17 protein-coding genes and 2 pseudogenes are annotated in these 17971 nt (G+C 60.2%); 14 read left to right on the top strand and 5 right to left on the bottom strand.

The annotated features are described in order from the left end of the window. Positions 1-58: 58 nt before the first annotated feature. From AB8Z38_RS02235 to AB8Z38_RS02250, 4 genes and pseudogenes are all read left to right on the top strand, one after another. Positions 59-1210 carry a zinc-binding dehydrogenase gene (locus AB8Z38_RS02235; protein ID WP_369722902.1) on the top strand — a complete coding sequence of 384 codons (1152 nt, stop codon included), beginning with the start codon at positions 59-61 and terminating at the stop codon, positions 1208-1210. A 140-nt stretch (positions 1211-1350) separates the two neighbouring features. After that, positions 1351-1518, top strand: a pseudogene (locus AB8Z38_RS02240) (glyoxalase/bleomycin resistance/dioxygenase family protein); the annotation flags it as partial. Positions 1519-1620: 102 nt separating this feature from the next. Continuing rightward, positions 1621-2133: a hypothetical protein gene (locus AB8Z38_RS02245; protein ID WP_369722903.1), complete on the top strand. Its 513-nt coding sequence runs from the start codon at positions 1621-1623 to the stop codon at positions 2131-2133. A gap of 314 nt (positions 2134-2447) precedes the next feature. After that, positions 2448-4423, top strand: a pseudogene (locus AB8Z38_RS02250) (DEAD/DEAH box helicase). A gap of 63 nt (positions 4424-4486) precedes the next feature. Here the strand turns inward: AB8Z38_RS02250 and AB8Z38_RS02255 are convergent. After that, positions 4487-5011 carry a GNAT family N-acetyltransferase gene (locus AB8Z38_RS02255; protein ID WP_369722904.1) on the bottom strand — a complete coding sequence of 175 codons (525 nt, stop codon included), beginning with the start codon at positions 5009-5011 and terminating at the stop codon, positions 4487-4489. 168 nt (positions 5012-5179) lie between these two features. Here AB8Z38_RS02255 and AB8Z38_RS02260 point away from each other — a divergent pair, with 168 nt between their 5' ends. From AB8Z38_RS02260 to AB8Z38_RS02275, 4 genes are all read left to right on the top strand, one after another. Beyond that, positions 5180-5569, top strand: a complete 390-nt coding sequence (locus AB8Z38_RS02260) for a hypothetical protein (RefSeq protein ID WP_369722905.1) — start codon at positions 5180-5182, stop codon at positions 5567-5569. A gap of 166 nt (positions 5570-5735) precedes the next feature. Continuing rightward, positions 5736-6542, top strand: coding sequence for a transglutaminase family protein (locus tag AB8Z38_RS02265; protein WP_369722906.1), 807 nt, complete (start codon positions 5736-5738; stop codon positions 6540-6542). Positions 6543-6638: 96 nt separating this feature from the next. Continuing rightward, positions 6639-6827, top strand: coding sequence for a hypothetical protein (locus tag AB8Z38_RS02270; RefSeq protein ID WP_369722907.1), 189 nt, complete (start codon positions 6639-6641; stop codon positions 6825-6827). Positions 6828-7025: 198 nt separating this feature from the next. Then, positions 7026-7517 (top strand): phasin, encoded by a 492-nt coding sequence (locus tag AB8Z38_RS02275; RefSeq protein ID WP_369722908.1) that lies wholly within the window; start codon positions 7026-7028, stop codon positions 7515-7517. Between the two features lie 271 nt (positions 7518-7788). Here the strand turns inward: AB8Z38_RS02275 and AB8Z38_RS02280 are convergent, their stop codons facing one another. Together AB8Z38_RS02280 and AB8Z38_RS02285 are read right to left on the bottom strand one after the other, a co-directional pair. Then, positions 7789-8580, bottom strand: coding sequence for a Crp/Fnr family transcriptional regulator (locus AB8Z38_RS02280; protein ID WP_369722909.1), 792 nt, complete (start codon positions 8578-8580; stop codon positions 7789-7791). A gap of 204 nt (positions 8581-8784) precedes the next feature. Continuing rightward, positions 8785-9339 (bottom strand): PAS domain-containing protein, encoded by a 555-nt coding sequence (locus AB8Z38_RS02285; RefSeq protein ID WP_369722911.1) that lies wholly within the window; start codon positions 9337-9339, stop codon positions 8785-8787. A 334-nt stretch (positions 9340-9673) separates the two neighbouring features. Here AB8Z38_RS02285 and AB8Z38_RS02290 point away from each other — a divergent pair, with 334 nt between their 5' ends. From AB8Z38_RS02290 to AB8Z38_RS02315, 6 genes are all read left to right on the top strand, one after another. Next, the gene (locus AB8Z38_RS02290; RefSeq protein WP_369722912.1) at positions 9674-10942 is read left to right on the top strand and encodes a tyrosine-type recombinase/integrase; all 1269 of its coding nucleotides are present in this window, start codon (positions 9674-9676) and stop codon (positions 10940-10942) included. A 441-nt stretch (positions 10943-11383) separates the two neighbouring features. After that, the gene (locus AB8Z38_RS02295; protein WP_369722913.1) at positions 11384-11686 is read left to right on the top strand and encodes a helix-turn-helix transcriptional regulator; all 303 of its coding nucleotides are present in this window, start codon (positions 11384-11386) and stop codon (positions 11684-11686) included. Between the two features lie 6 nt (positions 11687-11692). Continuing rightward, positions 11693-12055 (top strand): hypothetical protein, encoded by a 363-nt coding sequence (locus AB8Z38_RS02300; RefSeq protein WP_369722914.1) that lies wholly within the window; start codon positions 11693-11695, stop codon positions 12053-12055. Next, a complete protein-coding gene (locus AB8Z38_RS02305) occupies positions 12052-12522 on the top strand; it encodes a bifunctional DNA primase/polymerase (protein ID WP_369722915.1) in 471 nt (156 codons plus the stop codon). Before AB8Z38_RS02300 ends, AB8Z38_RS02305 begins: the two co-directional genes overlap by 4 nt. Further along, the gene (locus AB8Z38_RS02310) at positions 12489-14000 is read left to right on the top strand and encodes a VapE domain-containing protein (RefSeq protein ID WP_369722916.1); all 1512 of its coding nucleotides are present in this window, start codon (positions 12489-12491) and stop codon (positions 13998-14000) included. Before AB8Z38_RS02305 ends, AB8Z38_RS02310 begins: the two co-directional genes overlap by 34 nt. Before the next feature lie 827 nt (positions 14001-14827). Next, positions 14828-15244 carry a hypothetical protein gene (locus AB8Z38_RS02315; protein ID WP_369722918.1) on the top strand — a complete coding sequence of 139 codons (417 nt, stop codon included), beginning with the start codon at positions 14828-14830 and terminating at the stop codon, positions 15242-15244. Positions 15245-15448: 204 nt separating this feature from the next. Here AB8Z38_RS02315 and AB8Z38_RS02320 read toward each other — a convergent pair whose 3' ends face one another. Together AB8Z38_RS02320 and AB8Z38_RS02325 are read right to left on the bottom strand one after the other, a co-directional pair. Beyond that, positions 15449-16018: a hypothetical protein gene (locus AB8Z38_RS02320; RefSeq protein ID WP_369722919.1), complete on the bottom strand. Its 570-nt coding sequence runs from the start codon at positions 16016-16018 to the stop codon at positions 15449-15451. Beyond that, the gene (locus AB8Z38_RS02325; protein WP_369722920.1) at positions 15973-17061 is read right to left on the bottom strand and encodes a hypothetical protein; all 1089 of its coding nucleotides are present in this window, start codon (positions 17059-17061) and stop codon (positions 15973-15975) included. The genes AB8Z38_RS02320 and AB8Z38_RS02325 overlap by 46 nt, the downstream gene beginning before the upstream one ends. Between the last annotated feature and the right edge of the window lie 910 nt (positions 17062-17971).

The following is a 17971-nucleotide window of genomic DNA, read 5'->3' on the forward strand; positions in this document are numbered from 1 at the left end:
ACGTTTCGCCTGAGCCCGTACAAATCAATCATAACGCATGGGCATCGAGGAAACAGCGATGGACCAAATCCGCGTCTGCACTCACGCAGGACCGGGCAGCGAGCCCGTCATCCGCACCGTGCCGTGGCCGAAGGTCGGCAAGAAGGGTGCGCTGATCAAGATCGGGGCGTGTGGCGTCTGCGGCACCGATCTGCACATCCTCAAGGGACACTGGCCAAAGCAGTTGCCATGGCCGTTCACGCTGGGCCACGAGCTTGGCGGAATCATTGTCGAATGCGGCGAGGAATTCACTGAAGATTTCATGAGCAAGCCGCTACGCGTCGGCTCCAAGGTGATGATCCCGCCGCTGATGCCCTGCGGCCGCTGCTATTACTGCATCCACTATTCGCAGACCGCCAACAAATGCCTGACGCCGGTCTATTACGGCCGCTATCTCGGCTTCGACAAACCGCCTCACATGTGGGGCGGCTGGGCCGAATATGTCTATGTCGATCTCGACATGCTGCCGGGCACCAAGATCTACAAATTGCCCGACGACATGTCGCTGCGGCTGGGCGCTCTGTCCGAGCCGCCGACCTCCTGCATCCGTGCCTTTAATCGCGCGAGCCGCGCCGGCGGCTTCAGCTGGGGCGACACGGTGGTGATCCAGGGTTCGGGTCCGATCGGCATTCTCGCTGTCGCCGCGGCACAGGAGATGGGGGCAGGGCGCGTCATCTGCGTCGGTGCGCCGGAGGAGCCGCGGCTCAAGCTCGCGCGCGAGTTCGGCGCGGAGACCACCGCCAACATCGAGGAGCTGAAGACGCCACAAGAGCGCATCGCGCGGGTGCGCGAGATCGTCGGAGGCTTTGGCGCCGATCTCGTCATGGACTGCTCGGGCCATCCGACCGCCGGGCCCGAAGGCATCGAGATGCTGCGTGACGGCGGCACCTATGTCGAGATGGGCCAGTTCACCGACGCCGGTTCGATCGAGACCTCCTGGCACCGCATCTGCACCAAGGATATCAATCTGCTGGGGTCCTGGGGCTTTACCGCCAACGACCTGCCGCTTGGTGTCGACATGCTGTACCGCACGCGGGACAAATATCCGTGGCTGAAGATGCAAACGATCTATCCGTTCACGGAAGAAGGCGTCGCGCAGGCGGTGAAGGATGCGGTGGCGATGAAAACCGTGAAGTCGACGATCGTTCCGTGGCCGGAACTAGTGGAGTAGGCAACGCCATCTGACGACGACGCCACCTGGCCGCGCCGCTGCTTCCCGGCTCCAGAATCTGGTAGCCCGGATGGAGCGCAGCGCAATCCGAGATCCTCGCTCGCGGCTCCCCGTATTCCGCTACGCTCCATACGGTCTACGTGCGGGCGTTTGGAATGAAGGACACGATCATGGACGAGAAGATACCCGAACCGAACCAGAGCCCCCGTTCACCCTTCAGCGCCATCCGCGCGATCGACTACACCGTCATCTTCGTGCGCGACATGCCGGCGGTGCGCCGCTTCCACGAGGATGTCCTCGCGTTTCCGCGCCACATTCTCCAAAAAGTTCCATCTGAAATCCGCGAACTATTCACGCTGAGGTGAAACTTAGGCCCCAGTTCCGGCTTTCAGTTCACGGGAGAGTTGACCGTGAAGCGAATCCTGAAACCCGTCACGTATATTCTGGCCGCCATCTACTTCCTGGTGGATGCGCTCTTCATGGCCGTGGCCGCGCCCATATCCCGCTGGCTTGCGCGGCATTTCGAATTCAAGCGATTGCGCGCCTGGATCAGGTCGCTGCCGCCTTATCCGTCGCTCGCCTTGTTTTCCGTTCCTGTGATCATTCTGGAGCCGATCAAGCCGGTCGCGGCTTACCTCGTCGCAACCGGCCAGTTCCTGAGCGGTGTGGCGGCGTTCATCGGCTGCGAACTGCTCAAGCTCGTGCTTGTCGAGCGCCTGTTTCATCTCACGCGCGACAAGCTGATGCGGATTCCGGCGTTCGCCTGGGCTTACGGAAAGTTCGTCGAGGTGAGGGCATGGCTCCAGGCAACCGAAGCCTGGCGCGGCATCCGCGCCTTGAGCCGGGCGGCAAGGGACTATGTTTTGCGGGCAAGAGCATGGCTGGTCGGCGGCGTCAGCAAGCTCGTGACCTCCAGGGACTAGCACCTGACCAGGCGTTCTCGTTCGCCTCCACGGCGAAAATCCTCTGCCTGGGCGCAAATTCTCCCTACATGCAGCAAAACGGCTCGAAAACTCTGGATGTAGTGGGTCAGGCTGGGCCGGTAAGCTTGTTCTCGGCTTCGTCAAAGCCATGCGTCACAGGCATGGTGATTTGCCCGCTCTTGGCGTAAAGAGCATCCAAATCAAATCGCCATGCGTGCTGCCGGGCCGTTTGCCCGACGCGCAAGCTTCAGGTCGCGCGGGCTCGATGTTCCGCGCCTGGACCAACCAAGGTTTATCCCGTGTCTTTTCCGACCATGAGTCCGCCGCTCGCCCGAGCCTTGGCCGAGCGCAACTACGACCGTCCGACCCCGTTCAGCTCGCCGTGCTCACGCAGGACGCCGCCGACCGCGACCTGCTGGTCTCGGCCCAAACCGGCTCCGGCAAGACCCTCGCTTACGGCCTGGCCATGGCCAAGGACCTGCTGGGCGAGGCGGAGCGATTTGAACGAGCGGGTGCACCGCTCGCCCTGATCGTCGCACCGACCCGCGAGCTCGCCTTGCAGGTTCATCGCGAACTTGCCTGGTTGTATGAGTATGCGAATGGGCGCGTCGTCTCCTGCGTCGGCGGCATGGATCCGCGGCGCGAGCAGCGGGAGCTCGCTGCGGGTGCTCACATCGTCGTCGGGACCCCGGGGCGGTTGTGCGATCATTTGCGGCGCAGCCGTCTGGACATCTCGGAATTGAGGGTTGTCGTCCTCGACGAGGCCGATGAGATGCTCAATCTCGGTTTTCGCGAGGATATGGAGTTCATCCTCAAGACCACGCCGGAGACGCGCCGCACCTTGCTGTTCTCGGCGACGTTTCCTCGCGGCATCGTGGCGCTGGCAAAGCAGTATCAGCAACAGGCGTTTCGGATCGAGGTCGCGGGCGACGAAGGCGGTCACGCCGACATCGAGTACCGCGCAATCCGGGTCGCTCCCGGTGATGTCGAGCATGCTGTCGTCAACGTCCTGCGCTTCTTCGAGTCGCCGAGCGCGCTGGTGTTCTGCAACACGCGCGATGCGGTCAGGCATTTGCAGGCCGCCTTGCTGGAGCGCGGCTTCTCCGTCGTGGCGCTCTCCGGCGAACTGACGCAGAACGAACGCACCCAGGCGCTTCAGTCGTTGCGGGACGGGCGCTCACGCGTCTGCGTGGCGACCGACGTGGCGGCGCGCGGCATCGACCTGCCGAGCCTCGACCTCGTCATTCACGCGGACCTGCCCAATGACGCCGAAGTCATGCAGCATCGCTCGGGCCGCACCGGACGTGCGGGCCGAAAGGGTGTCAGCGTCCTGCTGGTGCCGCCCGTTCGTCGGCGGCGCGCGGAGGTGCTGCTGAATCTGTCCGGCATCGACGCGATCTGGGGAACGGCGCCCCAGGCCGATGAGATCCGCAAGCTCGACCACGACCGCATGCTGAAGGATGCTCTGTTCTCCGAGGAGACGACCGCCGAGGATCTGGTTCTCGCGCAGGCCTTGCTTGCTGAGCGCTCGGCCGAGGATATCGCGGCGGCGCTTGCGCGGCTTTATCGCGCGCGGCTTCCGTCGCCCGAAGACATTCTCGATCCCGGCGAGGCGCGTGGCCGCACCCGTGACGATCGTGGCCGCAACGATGTCCGCACGCCGCGCGACGATCGCACGCCGCGCGACGATGCGCGTGGCTCGCGTGGCGATGATCGCCCTGCCGGTCCCCGATCGAAGCCGGGCAAATCCTCGCCGCGTCATGGCATGGAGTCCAGCGTCTGGTTCCGGGCCAACATCGGACGCAGAAAGAATGCGGAAGCTCGCTGGCTGTTGCCAATGATCTGCCGTCGTGGCGGCATCGACAAGGGCGACATCGGCGCCATCCGGATCATGGACACCACGACCGAGTTCGAAATCTCCGAGCGGGTCGCGGACTCCTTCGCTGCCAAGATCAAGCGGCCGGACAAGGAAGACAATATCCGCCTCGAGCCGATGACGGATGCGCCGCAAGCGCAGGCGCCTTCGGAGAAGCGGCCGCACACGCCCCGGCGCGAAGCCGGCGAGAGCGATGATCGTGCGCCTCGAAGCGATCATTCACGTGCCGCGACCGGACCGAAGCAGCATGGCAAGCCTTACGTGAAGCCTCACGGCAAGAGCGGCTCGAAATTCGGCGACGAGCCGGGTTTCGGAAAGAAAAACAAGCATCGGGACAAGCCCGGTCAAGCAACCGAGTGGTCTGCGAAAGCCTCATCTGGCAAGAAGGCAAAGAAGAAGCACCGCGGCGGCTGATCGAGGCCGGTTCGAGGCTCTAAGTTCACGCCCGTGTGAATCGGCGCGACCGCGGACGGGCGGCTATCTGACGGGGCGTTGCGAACCGGCAAGATCGCGCAACATGTAAGCCGCACTTTCGCCGTAGCACGCGAGCTTTGCGCGCAGCTCCGCATCCGGCGTTACAGCGTGAAAGCCGAAATGTTCCCACAGCGGTCGCGTGCCGTAGACCGACACCAGCGCAAGCGTCGCGATGCCTGATGATCGCGCAAGTCCTTGGATCGTCGCGACGTAAGCGCGCGCGACGCCGCCGCCGCGGAAGTGGGGCAGCACGGCGACGTCGTGCACGTAGAGGCAGTCAGATTTGTCAGGCAATGTTTCCAGGAAGCCGTCGAGTGGCGGGATCTGATGCTGCATCCACGGATGCGACAGCCCATAGCCGGCGATCTCATTCTTTGCGACGAGCACGCGGCAGCCATCCGGACAAAGCAGCATCTTCTCGGCGAGCACGTCGAGACGCTCAGTGAGATCCGGATGCATCCGCGCCGCGATCGCGCCGATCGCGGGTAGGTCGGTGGCGTGCGCGCATCGCCAATGCGGTTTGCTCATGTCGGACCGTTGTTCTGTCGTCCATTCCATTTTATTCCGTTGCGAAGCTGCGCGCAGCCAAAAATATCTTTGCGGCCGTCTCAGGAATACGACGCGCGATGCGGCGTCCTACACATGCAAGTCAATTCGCAAGCCCATTTGCAAGCCCATTGCATGACAGGAGACACCATGACGACATCCTCGATCCGCCTCGCGCTCACGCTCGTGGCGTCACTCGCGCTCACCTCGGCTGCATTCGCGGCGCCGCCGACCAAGACCGGCAAGACCGACAAGGGCAGCGTGCTCACCGACGCCAAGGGCATGTCGCTCTATACGTTCGACAAGGACATGGACGGCAAATCCGCTTGCAACGGCCCGTGTGCGACGAACTGGCCGGCGCTGAAAGCCGAGGCCAGCGACGCACCCGGCGAGGGCTACACCATCATCACCCGCGATGACGGCTCCAAGCAATGGGCCCTCAAGGGCAAGCCGCTCTACACCTTTGCCAAGGACACCAAGCCCGGCGACGTCACCGGCGATGGTTTTCTCAACGGCGCCTGGCATCTGGCGATGCCCTGATTGAACGCGCTTCCTTCGCTGCCTGCGCGGCGAGGGCGGCCAGTGCAATCCGCCTGCGAGCTCGGCGAGCGCGCGGAGCGCTGCGACACGAGAAATCCGGCTGACTGCCTTGTATTCGGTGGTTTCGTAGCCATTTCGAGTTGGCAGCAGCCGGAAAGGCGTTTCGATGAAGTTTCGTGTCGGATTCGAAATGCTCTACGATTTTCCGCAGCCAACGCCGATGATCATGGTGCTGGGCACGCATTTCACCCGCGCTTCGGATGTCATCAAGCCCGACTTTCTCACCTCGACGCCTGCCGTCGAGATCACACCCTATCGAGACGTGTTCGGCAATTGGTGTAGCCGCATGGTCGCGCCGGCCGGCCGTATGCGCCTTGCCGCTGACGGCGTCGTTCGCGACAGCGGTCTGCCGGACCCGGTATTTGCCTCGGCCATGCAGCACAGCATCGAAGAGCTGCCTGCCGATACTCTGGTCTATCTGCTCGGCAGCCGCTACTGCGAGACCGACCGGCTTTCGGAGATCGCCTGGAAGTTGTTCGAGAAGACGCCGCCGGGTTGGGCACGGGTGCAGGCGATCTGCGATTTCGTTCATCGCCACATCGTCTTCGGCTACGAGCATGCGCGCGCCACCAAGACGGCGTGGGAGGCGTACCAGGAAGGCAAGGGCGTCTGCCGCGATTATGCGCATCTCGCCATTGCGTTCTGCCGCTGCATGAATATTCCCGCGCGCTATTGCACCGGCTATCTGAGCGATGTCGGCACACCGCAGCCATGGGCGGTGGGTGACTTTGCCGGCTGGTTCGAGGCCTTCATCGGCGGCCGCTGGCACACCTTCGATCCGCGCAACAATGAGCCGCGGCAGGGACGGATCCTGATCGCGCAGGGACGCGACGCCTGCGACGTTCCGATCACGCAGACCTTCGGCCCGAACGAGCTGGTCAGCTTCAAGGTCTGGACCGACGAGATTGGGTAATGGCCGATCATTCCCCGCTCAGCAAGGTCGGCTCGGTCGAACGCCGAGGCGAGATTCCCAATCTGCTACGAGCGTCTCGTGGATGTGAGCTACGCAATGAAGCGGCTCGACGATCTCGAACTCACCGCCGCTGGCATCAGGCGCCAGGACGATAGGGTTCGCTACCTCGGCCCCCACGCTTTGGAATTGCTTGGCAGCGCTGATCTTAAGTTGGTGCATGCAATGGCAGCAACTTCAAAGACGCGGAATGCTGCCTGCGCCGCTGCGTTGCATCAATCGAACTAATTCGAATCGAGAGTCTGAAAGCGAACCGAAGCTTCCACTCTCGTCGGTCATAGTTGGCTCCGGCAGGGGGCGAGAGCTGCATATCCGCAGCAGCATCCCACCATCGTGAAAGTAGGAGCACTGGTGTCCCGGTGCAGCAAGCATCTGGACGCGTCGGGGAGTCTTCAATCCATCATCTAGTTTCGCTTGAAAGGATGAATGCCCGTGAGTGATGCCAATGTGAACGCCGAAACGAACGCCGCTCCGCTGAACGGAACGGCCAGCACAAGTGAAAAGCTCCAATTTGACACGCCGTTTTTCGGCATCCACGCGATCTTCGGCGGTTTCGCCGAGCCGGCGATCACGCGAGCCAAGGCAAATTTCGAGCAGATGAAGGAGGCTTCCGAGGCGGTCACCGCAGGTCTCTGCGACGCTTGTTCGGCCAGTGCCAATCGTGCTGCCGAGTACGGCACCAAGGTCATCGAAATCTCCAACGTCAACACGAGCTCGGCGCTGCAATTCTTCTGCGAGCTTGCGAATGTGAAGTCGTTTGCCGATCTTGTGAATCTCTCCACCGCCCACACCCGCAAGACCATTGAAGCGTCTTCCGCCCAGAACCGGGAGCTTTGGCACCTGGCTCGGGAGGTCGCGACCGAGACGGCCGATCCGATCAAGAAGAGCTTCAACCGGGTTCTGCACAAGGCTGCTTGAATCGAGGCTTCTGGCCGCGTGGATCGACTGGACGAGCGTCTCCGCAAGAAGAGACGCCGTCCAGTCGACGGCGGCCATCGCTGGGTGATGTCAAGCTGGAGGAAATCAGGATGGGTATGGTGATGATCAAGTGCCCGGAAACGGGAAGCGTCATTCCGACGGGCATTGAGATGGATCGTGAAAGATTTCGATGCAGTCCAGTGTTCTTTTCGCGCACCTATTGCCGGATGTGCGCAGCGACGCACGAGTGGTTCGCCCGAGAGGCGTGGGTCTACGAGCCGGCCTTGGCATACGGGAAGTCCGGAGGCGGGCAGCCGTTCGGCGCCGGCGCGGCGTGAAGGAGCCTTACCGCATCCTGCGTAACGATCCGATCGATCCTGCGGCCCATCACCTTGTAGCACTCGCATGCGACGACCTCGAGCCGTCGCCTGTCGATCTCGAGTTGGCCGCGCCGACTGGATTTTATGGCCCTTGATGTTCGAAGCGCGCTCACGGCGTGCGTAACCGTGGTGCGCCGCACGCCCAGCAATTCCGATAACGTTTCTTGCGTCAAGGGCAGGATGTCACCGCCTGCCGTCCGATCGTGAATGTGAAGCAGCCAGCGGGCCAGGCGCGCTTCGACGGAGTGTAGTGCATTGCAGGCCGCGACGTGCTGGAATTGTGTCATCAGCGCTCTCGAGAGAAGCTGAACTGCTCTTGCGATGGCGGGACTGCGTTCGAGCGCCGCGTGAAATCGTGTGGGCGAGATCTGCAGTGCGGTCCCGGCAACGCGGACAACCGCGGTCATGGGTGACCGGCCGGGACCAAATGCTGACATAAGGCCGACGGCTGCGTCGTTGCCGATCACGCCGGTTGCGGCCGTCTGTCCGTTCGGCAATTCCATGATGAGGGCGACCGCGCCGCTGCACGGGAAGTAAAGGTGTTCGATCCGGTCGCCCGATTGAACGAGCACTACGTCGCGCTGGAGAGGTACTTTCCGCAAATGTGGCGCAAGCAAAGCGAAGTCGGCCGACGGTAACGCAGCTAACAAGCGATTACTAACTCTGGTCGCGTGCTCCATCACGGGAATGGTCCCTCGACGGAGGCCGGGCTGGCAAACGCATTGTCTACAGCCGAGCCGCGTTGCCGTAGCGATAGTAGCAAGAAGGCGAACGCACCGTAGCAGGTAAGGTTCCAATGAAGGATCCATGCCCGCGCGCCGGCCCGCGTCTGAATAGGGATGAAGGGGGCCGTTTGCACACGCAGCGCGCACGCGGCGAGCGTTGCTCTACCTCAGCCCCTCATACACCATCAGCCCGCGTGCGATCTGCAATTTGCGGATGGCTCGCGGCAACAATTTCTCCGGCTGGTGCAGATAGCGCCAGGAGATGACGGTGAAGGGGCCCAGCGTCCCGCATTCGTCGTTGAACGGCGCGAGCACACCAGTGACGCTGAGAGGCGTGTGCGGCCGGGCGTTGAAGGGCAGCAGCAGCAGCTCGAGATGCGCCTTGCTGCCGTCCTCGCGCATGGCGCTGACGCCGGCGATGGCGCCGAGCGTCTCGTCGGCGACGATCGTGGTGATTTCCTCGATCTCGCCGCGGCTGGCTTCGGTGAACAGCGCCGCAAAGCTCCGGTCCTTGAGATCGCAGCCGGCGAGCGCACAGACGCGGGTGCCGGCGACCCGGAATGGAAAGCCAAGCTTCGGCTCGCAGGACAGCACGAAGATGTCGCCAAGCAGCTCGCGAACGGCGGCCGGATCGATATCGGATCTGTCAGGTGCCCGCGCAGCGCCGCGCTTGTTGTCCCAATACGCGAAGAACGCGCGGCTCGACGGATGTTTCATGACTGAACGCTTACCCCGGGGTCGCACCATCTGGGACAAAGCTGTCCCGCTTCAGTGCACCCAAGATCCCTTTGTTGTTGTGCAGGAGGGGATTTGCAGCGTCTATGCCGCGGCGGCGTTTTCGGCCCGACACCAGCACCTTTGCGTCGTTAACGTTAAATTTACCAAGCCGGACCCTACAGGCTTTTAGGGCTAAAGCCACAAAGGGTATGTTGTTGATTTAACTAGTTTTATTGTCACTGAACGGTGTTAAAGTTGTCCCGTTAAAGCACCATTTGGCGGCCTAAAGGCGAGGATTGCCTTATTGGGACCGCCCCAGCCTGGGGAACGGGGCATGCCGATTACGAAGTTAACTCAAACCTTCGTTGACAAGTTACGCGCGCCGCATCCCAGCGGACTGCAGGTGGTCTATTTCGACACGCTCACGAAGGGCTTTGGTGTTCAGGTATCAGGCAAGACGACTGCAAAGGACTACATCGCGCAGCGTGACCTGCCCAACACGGTTAAGGGCGCAAGGAAGCAGACCCGCCGTGTCAACGTTGGACCGGCAGAGGCCTTGCTTCTAACAGTGGAGGTAGCGCGCGAGCGTGCCGAGGAGGCGCTGGACCAGATTCGGCGGGGCATCGATCCCAAGGCCAAGGCCGAGCCCGGCCCCCAAGCGACGATGTACACGCTTCGCGAAGCGAAAGAGAAGTATTTCGTTGCCAACAAGAAACTGAGTGCGGGGAGCAAGCGTGCCTACGGCCAGATAGATCGTCACCTCGCAGACTGGATGGACAAACCACTGTCGTCGATCACCCCCGATGTGGTTGAGGAGCAGCATCAGAGGATAGCAGCCGCAATAGCTGCGAAGGGCGGTCGCTACGACGGCAAGACGACCGCCAACGCCACGATGGTGACGCTCCGCGTTCTGTGGCGTTGGGCCGCGAAGCGCGTTGCGCTGCCAGCATGCCCAGTAAGTCGAATGCAGGATGAGGACGCATGGTTTCCCGTGCAGCGTCGGACCAGCCGAGTGCCTGCCGATAAGAAACCCGCGTTCTACCAGGCGGTTTGCGGACTTGAAAACAGGACTTCGCGCGACTTCTTGTTGCTGCTCATGTTCACGGGTTTTAGAAAAACTGAAGCATCGCGACTGAAGTGGAGCGACATTGATCTTCTCCAGCGCATCATGACGCTTCCCGCTCCAAACACGAAGACAAAAAAGTCCGTCGAAATACCAATGAGTGATTTCATTTACGACCTGCTGGTTTCGCGCCGTGCGCTCGGCGACAAGTCCGAGTACGTCTTTCCTGGCCGCCGGGTGGGCAAGCCGATCCGCGATACGCAGCGGCCGTTTGCGAAGGTAAACGAGTCAGCTGGAGTGGCCGTCAGCGCCCACTCCTTGCGCCGGGGTTTTCTCAAAGTCGGAGCGTCCGCCCGAGTAAACATCGTGTGGCTGAAAGTGTTGTGCAATCACGCGCTTCCGGCCGATGTCACTGCCGAGCACTACTTGGCCCCCGACATTGAGGATCTTCGCGAGCCCGCCCAGCAGGTGTGCGACAAGATGCTGGCGCTGTGCAGTGTCCAGGCTGTCGTAGGAGGCAACGTCGCAAAGTTGCGCTAAGCCAGGGTAGCTTGTCGGCGATCGACTTGGTTCGGGGACGCCAGCGTTGCGCGCAAAAAGGTAGCCAATTGCTGCGCTGTGCGCGCGCCAAGCCACCCTGTCTCGGGCCAACACCTAAAGCAACGTTAGGTCAAGGGGTTACGTATACTTGCCCCAAAGGGTTATGTTGTTGTATATTATTGGTACACAAGACTACCTTGCGGAATCGTTCGGCGAGACCGCCGCAAGCTGGTGCATCCCATAGGCACACCCTTGAATCGCCGCTGCCAGAGGATCCAACCTCTCGCGGGACGTCAATCGGCACACACTGCCGAGACGGGCTTTAGCACGGAGGCGCGTCACAGCGCATTTAATGCCGGGCCAAAGTGCAGGGGTTCTACCAGAGACGCGTTGGGAGAGCGCGTCGCTAGCGGGCTAAGGCTCGCAACGGTAGGACTATAGATGGCTTCAACAGATCAACGGGGCGAGACCAGCAAGCCGCTGGGCAAGCTGCTAATCGACCGGCGTGCGCATCGCCTTGTCAACGCAGATTTCCATCGAGAAGAAATCCTCACGACAAAAGAGCTCGCAGCGTGGCTGGGAGTCTCTGTGCAATTTCTCGAAATCGGGAGAACGCGCGGCTACGGGCCGGAGTTCAAGCGGCTTACGGACAAGATAATCCGCTACCGTGTGGGTGACGTCATCGACTGGCTAAAGTCGCGGACGCACGCCTGTACTAGCGACTATCATAAGGGGGCGAGGTGAAGCCCCATGAATCAGAAAAACGAGCACCCCGCCGCAGTGGCAACTGCGGGGGGGGCAAGGGGCATTGCAGTATTTTCTCAGAATACAAACATAGCCCAAACTGTTGCCTCCGCCAATAGCCCAAGTATCACCAGCATCCGACGCGGACCGGGCGGCTGGGCCGAGTGGGTTGTTTCGATTAAGGGTGATGTCTGCGCTGAAGTGCATGTGGTCTGCACCGACGTACCTGTGAGCGATCAGTGTCTGCGAACATCCAAAAGATTTTGTAACGTCCTCTGGTATCGGTTCGGCGTCAACTTCAACCCGATGCCGCAGTCCGCCTGGTCGGCCATTGTCGAGGCCGCGATTGCGAAAGGCGGTGCATCATGAAGGCGGGTACTTCGCCCATGCTTGGCATCGCGCTGGAATACATCGCGCGCGGCCTTGCTGTCGTTCCGATCAGCTACAAGCAAAAATCACCAAAAATTAAGTCATGGGAAAAACTGAAAATCACGGCCGACAATGCCCCAATGTTTTTCAACGGTGCAGAGCAGAACATCGGCGTTCAACTAGGAGTAAAATCAAATGGCCTAGCCGACGTCGATCTCGATTGCGCCGAGGCCGTGAGATTGGCTCCTCGCTTTTTGCCTCGCACCGACGCGGTGTTTGGTCGAGCTACCAAGCCGTCCTCACATTATTTGTACTATATCGGCGATGCGCCGGAAAAGGCGACCGAGCAACTCAAGGACGAGAACAAGCAGACCATCATTGAACTGCGCATGGGGGTGGGACGGCAGCAGCGCAGACGGTTTTCCCGGGCAGCATGCACCCGAGCGGAGAAGCGATCCAGTGGGTAAAAAATGGTGCTCCCTCTACATCAAATTACCAAACGCTAAAGGAAGCGATTACGAAGATAGCCATCGGCTCCATCCTTATACGTCAGTGGCCAAAGGGTAGCGGCCACGAAGCCGCGCAAACAATAGGCGGCGTTCTAGCGCGCTGCGGCTGGGAGGCGGAGGAAATCGGTGACTTCGTCGGCATCCTTGCAAGCGTAGCTGGTGAACTACCAACCGAGGACGACAATAAGCGGACAGCAAGAAACGCCGCCGAGGCCCACATCAACGGACAGCATTCATTCGGCCTTCCTAAACTCACGGAGGACTGGGGCGAGAAGTCCGCCAAGGCCATCGCAAAGATCCTCGGATACAAGGGCGAGAAATTCGCGCACGCAACAGCTTCGACCAGTGGTCCTGTATGGCGCGAGAAGCGGGCCAACGGCATGCCGCGGCCAACCATGCATAACGCGCGGGTGGCCGTAACTGCGCTCGGTATCGAGTGTCGGCACGACATTTTCCATCACAAAATTCTGTTTGGTTTTCGGGGCGATGAGGTACGGCACGAGATGCAGTCGCTGGTCGGTGAGGTCACGGACGACGGCATCATTATGCTTCGTCAGTTGATGTCCGATCGGTTCGGCGTCGATTTCCTTAAGAACCCAACCATCGATGCGGTGATGTCACTGGCGAACCAGCATCGCTTCGATCCGGTTCTGGACATGCTGGCGAAGGCCGAGGCCGAGTGGGATGGTAAGCCACGTCTCGACCGCATGGCCGTTGACTACTTCAACACCGACGATACGGAGTTCAATGCGGCCTCACTCCGCATTACCATGATTGCCGCCGTACGCCGCGCGCGTCACCCCGGGTGCAAGTTCGACGAGATTACTGTCACCGAATCTCCAGAGGGGTTCGGCAAGAGCGGTGCGTGGCGCGTGCTGGCTGGAGACGATAATTTTAGCGACCAGAGCATTCTGGGCAAAAATGGTCGAGAGGTGCAGGAGCAACTTTCTTCGATATGGATTCACGAGAATGCTGAACTGGCCGGTTTGGGCAAGACGGAAATCGAATCCGTTAAGGCCTTCGCCAGCCGTCAAGAGGATATCGCGCGCCCTGCATATGGCCGGTTTGTCTACAAGCAACCGCGGCACAGCATCGAGGTCGGCACCACCAATGACGATGAATATTTGCAATCCCAGACGGGCAATCGTCGATTCTGGACACTCAAAATACGCAGGGCCATCGATCTAGATAAACTGCTTGCGGACCGCTTGCAGTTGTGGGGCGAGGCCGCAAAACGCGAAGCGCTAGGAGAGAGCATTAGGCTCGACGAGAAGCTTTGGGCGGTCGCCAGCATCGAGCAGGAAAATCGCCGCATCAAGGATGGCTGGGAGGACATCCTGGCGAATATACCGGCGTGGGTTTCCCTGCTTTTAAGGGGAACGGCGAACGTGACACGTATCAAGTTGTTCATCTGTCCGCCGATCAGGAAAAAGTGAGAAGCGCCGATATTCTAACTTACGTGCTGAACATTCCTGTCGAGCGACACAGCTCAGCGTACACAATGCGCATTGCGAAGATCATGAAGCGGAACGGCTGGCAGCGCCCCTCGAACGGCAAGGTCAGCATACGCGGCGAGCAGGCTCGCGGATACGTTCGCCAGCGCGACGGGGTTTTGCCACTTTCACAGAGCCCGTAGTTGCCCGAGGGAGGTGAGAGGCAAATAGCCGCCCTAACCGCCCAGCCAGGGATGTTTATAAACTGCTGGCGGGCGCCGTGGTGCGTGCCGGTGGCGGCTCGCTGCGATATCAGACAACCACCACCCGACAAGTTTCACCAAAGGGTGGCTAGGGCGGCTAGGGCGGCTACTAGCCTGGTAGTGTGGCAACTGCATTGCGGTGGGATGGCTAGGGCGGCTAACACCGCGCCCGGCCGCGCGCGCGGGTAGCGGGTCAACTTTGGCCGCCAGCCAAGCCCGCCTAACCCGTGCCTGACGCAACGGGGTACCCCCGGCCGCCTTCGCATTTTTTGTTGGGCCTCGCCGAATTTGCAAGAATCCGTAATATTCAATGGCTCTTTAATATTATCCGGGTATAATTTTCTCCGAGGGTGACAACCGGAAAGCGTCTCGGCAGATGGCATGTAGCTCGTTGAAATGCCATGGCTGCTCACGGGTCTGCAACGGATTGTCGATCCTGACGGGCTTGTGTGGGTCGCCAGCCGCCCGCGTGCCGATACGCCAGTGGCCTGTTGCCCGTAAAACGCTGCGTTTCGTCGCGGCGGTGCGGTAGCAGATTAAGCTAATTTAGGAAGGGATAGCTTAGCTATGCCTCGTCACAATAACCAGTTGAAAAAGTTCAAGCCGGGGGAGCGTCCGGTGGGTCGCGCCAAGGGTACTCAGAATAAGTTCACGCGCGAGCTCAAGGAAGCCATCATCACGGCGGCCGAGTTGAGCAAGCATTCGAAGAAGAAGGGCCTCGTCGGCTATGTCACGTATCTCGCGGACGACAAGCCAGGGCTGTTCGCGAGTCTGCTTAGCCGCCTGATCCCGCTGCAGGCGAGGGTGAATGTCGAGGGGAACGTCGAGCACACCATCATCAAGGCCAAGCCCGAGACCAACATGAGCCCGCAGGAGCTGGCAGACTACTACAGCAAGCTGTGCGCATTGCCAGCGAGTTCGAAGCCCCTCGTCGTCATCGACAGCGATACCGGCGAGCCGCTGTACTCGAAGGCTGCAAAATGATTGTGCCTGCTCTGCTGCAGTTGCTGGCCGAGCGCGACGAGCCAGTATTCGCTGGCCCCGCGACCTTGCACCTCCGAAAGCAGAGGCATTATGGCTCCGCGCTCATGAGAAAGCCCCGACGCCGCTTGGCTCGCCGGGGCTTTCCTCTTCGGATCGCCGTGGTTGGGTACTCAAGCCGCAATACTATGCTACGATACCGGACTGTCACCTGATGATCCCATATTCGAGCAATCTCTTGGTCGCCGCCTCGACGACACTTGGCTCAAACTGATCGCGATATTTCACAATCAGAGATTCGGCCGACATATCGGCCATTCCGAACTCGACTAGCTTTTTGAATCCCACCGACGGAGTCGGTTTCAGTGCGAGATCGGAGAGCGTTTTATGGATTCCGGCTCGGCTCAACTTTTGTCGCGTCCGATTCAGTCGCTTGGTTTTTCCCGCCTCCTGGGTAAGAGCTTCTTCAAGGGCCCGCATCACGACCGCGAACTCCGACTCTAGCGGATCATCAATGTTTCTGCCCTCAACCCTGCAGAGTTGCCGAAATGCGCTTTCGTAAACGTCGCTTCTGCCGAGGCGCTTTGCATTGTCCATCAAATTTCGAAGCTTTTGTCTGTCCCATTCGTTGGTAATCTGAGTGGTAGTTATGCTCATATGCCACCATTCAAATTGGAACTGGTCACCGAAAAACGTGAACGTTGCCGACGAGAGCGGCAGTACTGGTGTGCTCAGGGCTGCGCCCGCAGCGGATTCCGTGAGATGATTTTCGGGCATACAGCGTCCAAGGGGCAAGCGCCACAATCGGGTGTACCAGCGTGACACCACTGCCGCCCGACACGCCAGGTAGGCATATCAATCTCCCCCGGTCTTTCGGGACGTAGTGTGCGAGCCACGGAAATGATGTGATCTAATTCGTCGCGCTGCGCCAAGCCGGTTCGAAGAAAGACACGGCGAACATGCACGTCGTACGCTACATCGGAGCCTCCCATCGCAGAGATGGGTATGCTCAAATCGCGTTCGAGGATTTCGACTGCCATAGCGGCTTTCTTCTGGCCGATGCCTTCGAACTGATCTAGCCGTTCGAAGACTTCGCGAGCGGTAGGTTTGCCCGTCCAGACCCTAGATGCGTCTCCACCGTATTGATCCAACACGCGCGTCGCTCCCGCAACGATCCACTCAGCATATTTTTTAGGAAAGCGATGCAGAGAGGGCGGCCCGCGCACCGCAGCTTCCACGGCCGCTTGGTCGGCGACGATGCGGGAGGGATCGAGGTGACCTAATCGACGGTACAGGCCGTAAGGCAAGTACCAAGCGCGCTCTGCGGGCATGCCTTGGTCAGCGATGACTGCGCAAAGAAATGCCAGTGCATTTGATCGCAGAAATTCATTTGCACCGGTGTCTGGAGTTGGCGCAAATTTCGGTTCCCACTCTGGGCGGGCGAGGCTCCTTCCGAAAGTTAGCAGTGTGTCGACAATCTTACTTGGGCTGGCCTCGCCGATGCTCGATAGTGGCAGCGCGGTTTCCGGCGGTTTGGTTGTTCGTTCTGCTGATCGGACCAGAGTCAGCCTTTTCACAAGAACAGCTCGAATTGCTGCGTGCGTTGCCCACGCCGGCACGTTATCTTCCACGATCTTTATCGCGAGTGAGCGTGGGCTATGAGGCGCATTGATTTCGTCGCGACAGCTTACAATAGGAAAATCGTCATATTCCTTGGCAACATCAGCATCAGTTCTAGCGTGCTTCTTGTCATCTCGCCGTATCACGCTAAGCAGACCACGGGAGGTGCGATAGTCATCCGTCTCCACTCCCTCCACCACTGGCGCAGCTCCCAGCCACGTGACAGTATGGACTCGGTCCTTACCATAGACGTGTCGATGGCCGACAGCATGGCGAAACTCAAATGGGACTCCGTCGATTGCCACACGCCCCCGCCACGAACGATGAAATTTTTCGACCGTACGCGATGGCCATAACCACTCGAACTCGCCCGCTGGGGCATAATTGATTAGTCTAATTTCCACGACCTGCCCCCAACGATTGCTGAAAGCATGATTGTCGTAATTCAGTGCGCAGCAAGCAAGAGGCCCCAAGCGGGGTACTTCCGAAGAGCAGACGGAAAAAAGGTCGTGTTCGTAGCCGACCCGGCGCGGGCACCGGCGTCCTCGGATGTTATTTATGCGCGGCCGGACGATCCCGCCGACGATGGCGCTACGTGGCGAGAACAGGTCGCGCGGTACAACAGAACGCCTGACGTTAATCCGTTCGGCCTGAGTCGCGCCTACGAGCTATATGAGAACCAGACCTATGGCGAGCTTGTCCGCGGGTTTGGCCTCGATAACACGATGATCTTGTCCGCCGGATGGGGACTTATCACGGCTCGCTTTCTCACGCCACGGTACGACATTACGTTCAGTGCAAGCGCTGAGAGCTACGTACGTCGCCGAAAAACGGAGCCCTATAGAGACTTTTGCAGTTTGCCGACTGAGGCAAAAGGTCCAATCGTCTTCTTTGGCGGCAAAGAGTACGTGCCACTCTTCGCTTCGCTAACTGCACAGCTCGATCACAAGATCGTCTTCTACAATTCAGCCTCTCCGCCCTCGGCTCCGGGCTGCTCCGTTAGGCGTTTCAACACCTCGACGCGCACGAATTGGCACTACGAGTGCGCTCGGGCATTTGCGGCTGGAAGCTTGGACATATCTTGAAGGCTAATCATTGGCTGACATCGTG

This window comes from Bradyrhizobium sp. LLZ17, assembly GCF_041200145.1.
GTDB lineage: Bacteria > Pseudomonadota > Alphaproteobacteria > Rhizobiales > Xanthobacteraceae > Bradyrhizobium.

Bases quoted from the DNA above. Each gene is read 5' to 3' on its own strand.
- AB8Z38_RS02235 (WP_369722902.1), top strand. From the start codon at position 59: ATGGACCAAATCCGCGTCTGCACTCACGCAGGACCGGGCAGCGAGCCC.
- AB8Z38_RS02255 (WP_369722904.1), bottom strand. From the start codon at position 5,011: ATGAGCAAACCGCATTGGCGATGCGCGCACGCCACCGACCTACCCGCG.
- AB8Z38_RS02260 (WP_369722905.1), top strand. From the start codon at position 5,180: ATGACGACATCCTCGATCCGCCTCGCGCTCACGCTCGTGGCGTCACTC.
- AB8Z38_RS02265 (WP_369722906.1), top strand. From the start codon at position 5,736: ATGAAGTTTCGTGTCGGATTCGAAATGCTCTACGATTTTCCGCAGCCA.
- AB8Z38_RS02270 (WP_369722907.1), top strand. From the start codon at position 6,639: ATGAAGCGGCTCGACGATCTCGAACTCACCGCCGCTGGCATCAGGCGC.
- AB8Z38_RS02275 (WP_369722908.1), top strand. From the start codon at position 7,026: ATGCCCGTGAGTGATGCCAATGTGAACGCCGAAACGAACGCCGCTCCG.
- AB8Z38_RS02285 (WP_369722911.1), bottom strand. From the start codon at position 9,339: ATGAAACATCCGTCGAGCCGCGCGTTCTTCGCGTATTGGGACAACAAG.
- AB8Z38_RS02290 (WP_369722912.1), top strand. From the start codon at position 9,674: ATGCCGATTACGAAGTTAACTCAAACCTTCGTTGACAAGTTACGCGCG.
- AB8Z38_RS02295 (WP_369722913.1), top strand. From the start codon at position 11,384: ATGGCTTCAACAGATCAACGGGGCGAGACCAGCAAGCCGCTGGGCAAG.
- AB8Z38_RS02300 (WP_369722914.1), top strand. From the start codon at position 11,693: ATGAATCAGAAAAACGAGCACCCCGCCGCAGTGGCAACTGCGGGGGGG.
- AB8Z38_RS02305 (WP_369722915.1), top strand. From the start codon at position 12,052: ATGAAGGCGGGTACTTCGCCCATGCTTGGCATCGCGCTGGAATACATC.
- AB8Z38_RS02310 (WP_369722916.1), top strand. From the start codon at position 12,489: ATGCACCCGAGCGGAGAAGCGATCCAGTGGGTAAAAAATGGTGCTCCC.
- AB8Z38_RS02315 (WP_369722918.1), top strand. From the start codon at position 14,828: ATGCCTCGTCACAATAACCAGTTGAAAAAGTTCAAGCCGGGGGAGCGT.
- AB8Z38_RS02320 (WP_369722919.1), bottom strand. From the start codon at position 16,018: ATGCCCGAAAATCATCTCACGGAATCCGCTGCGGGCGCAGCCCTGAGC.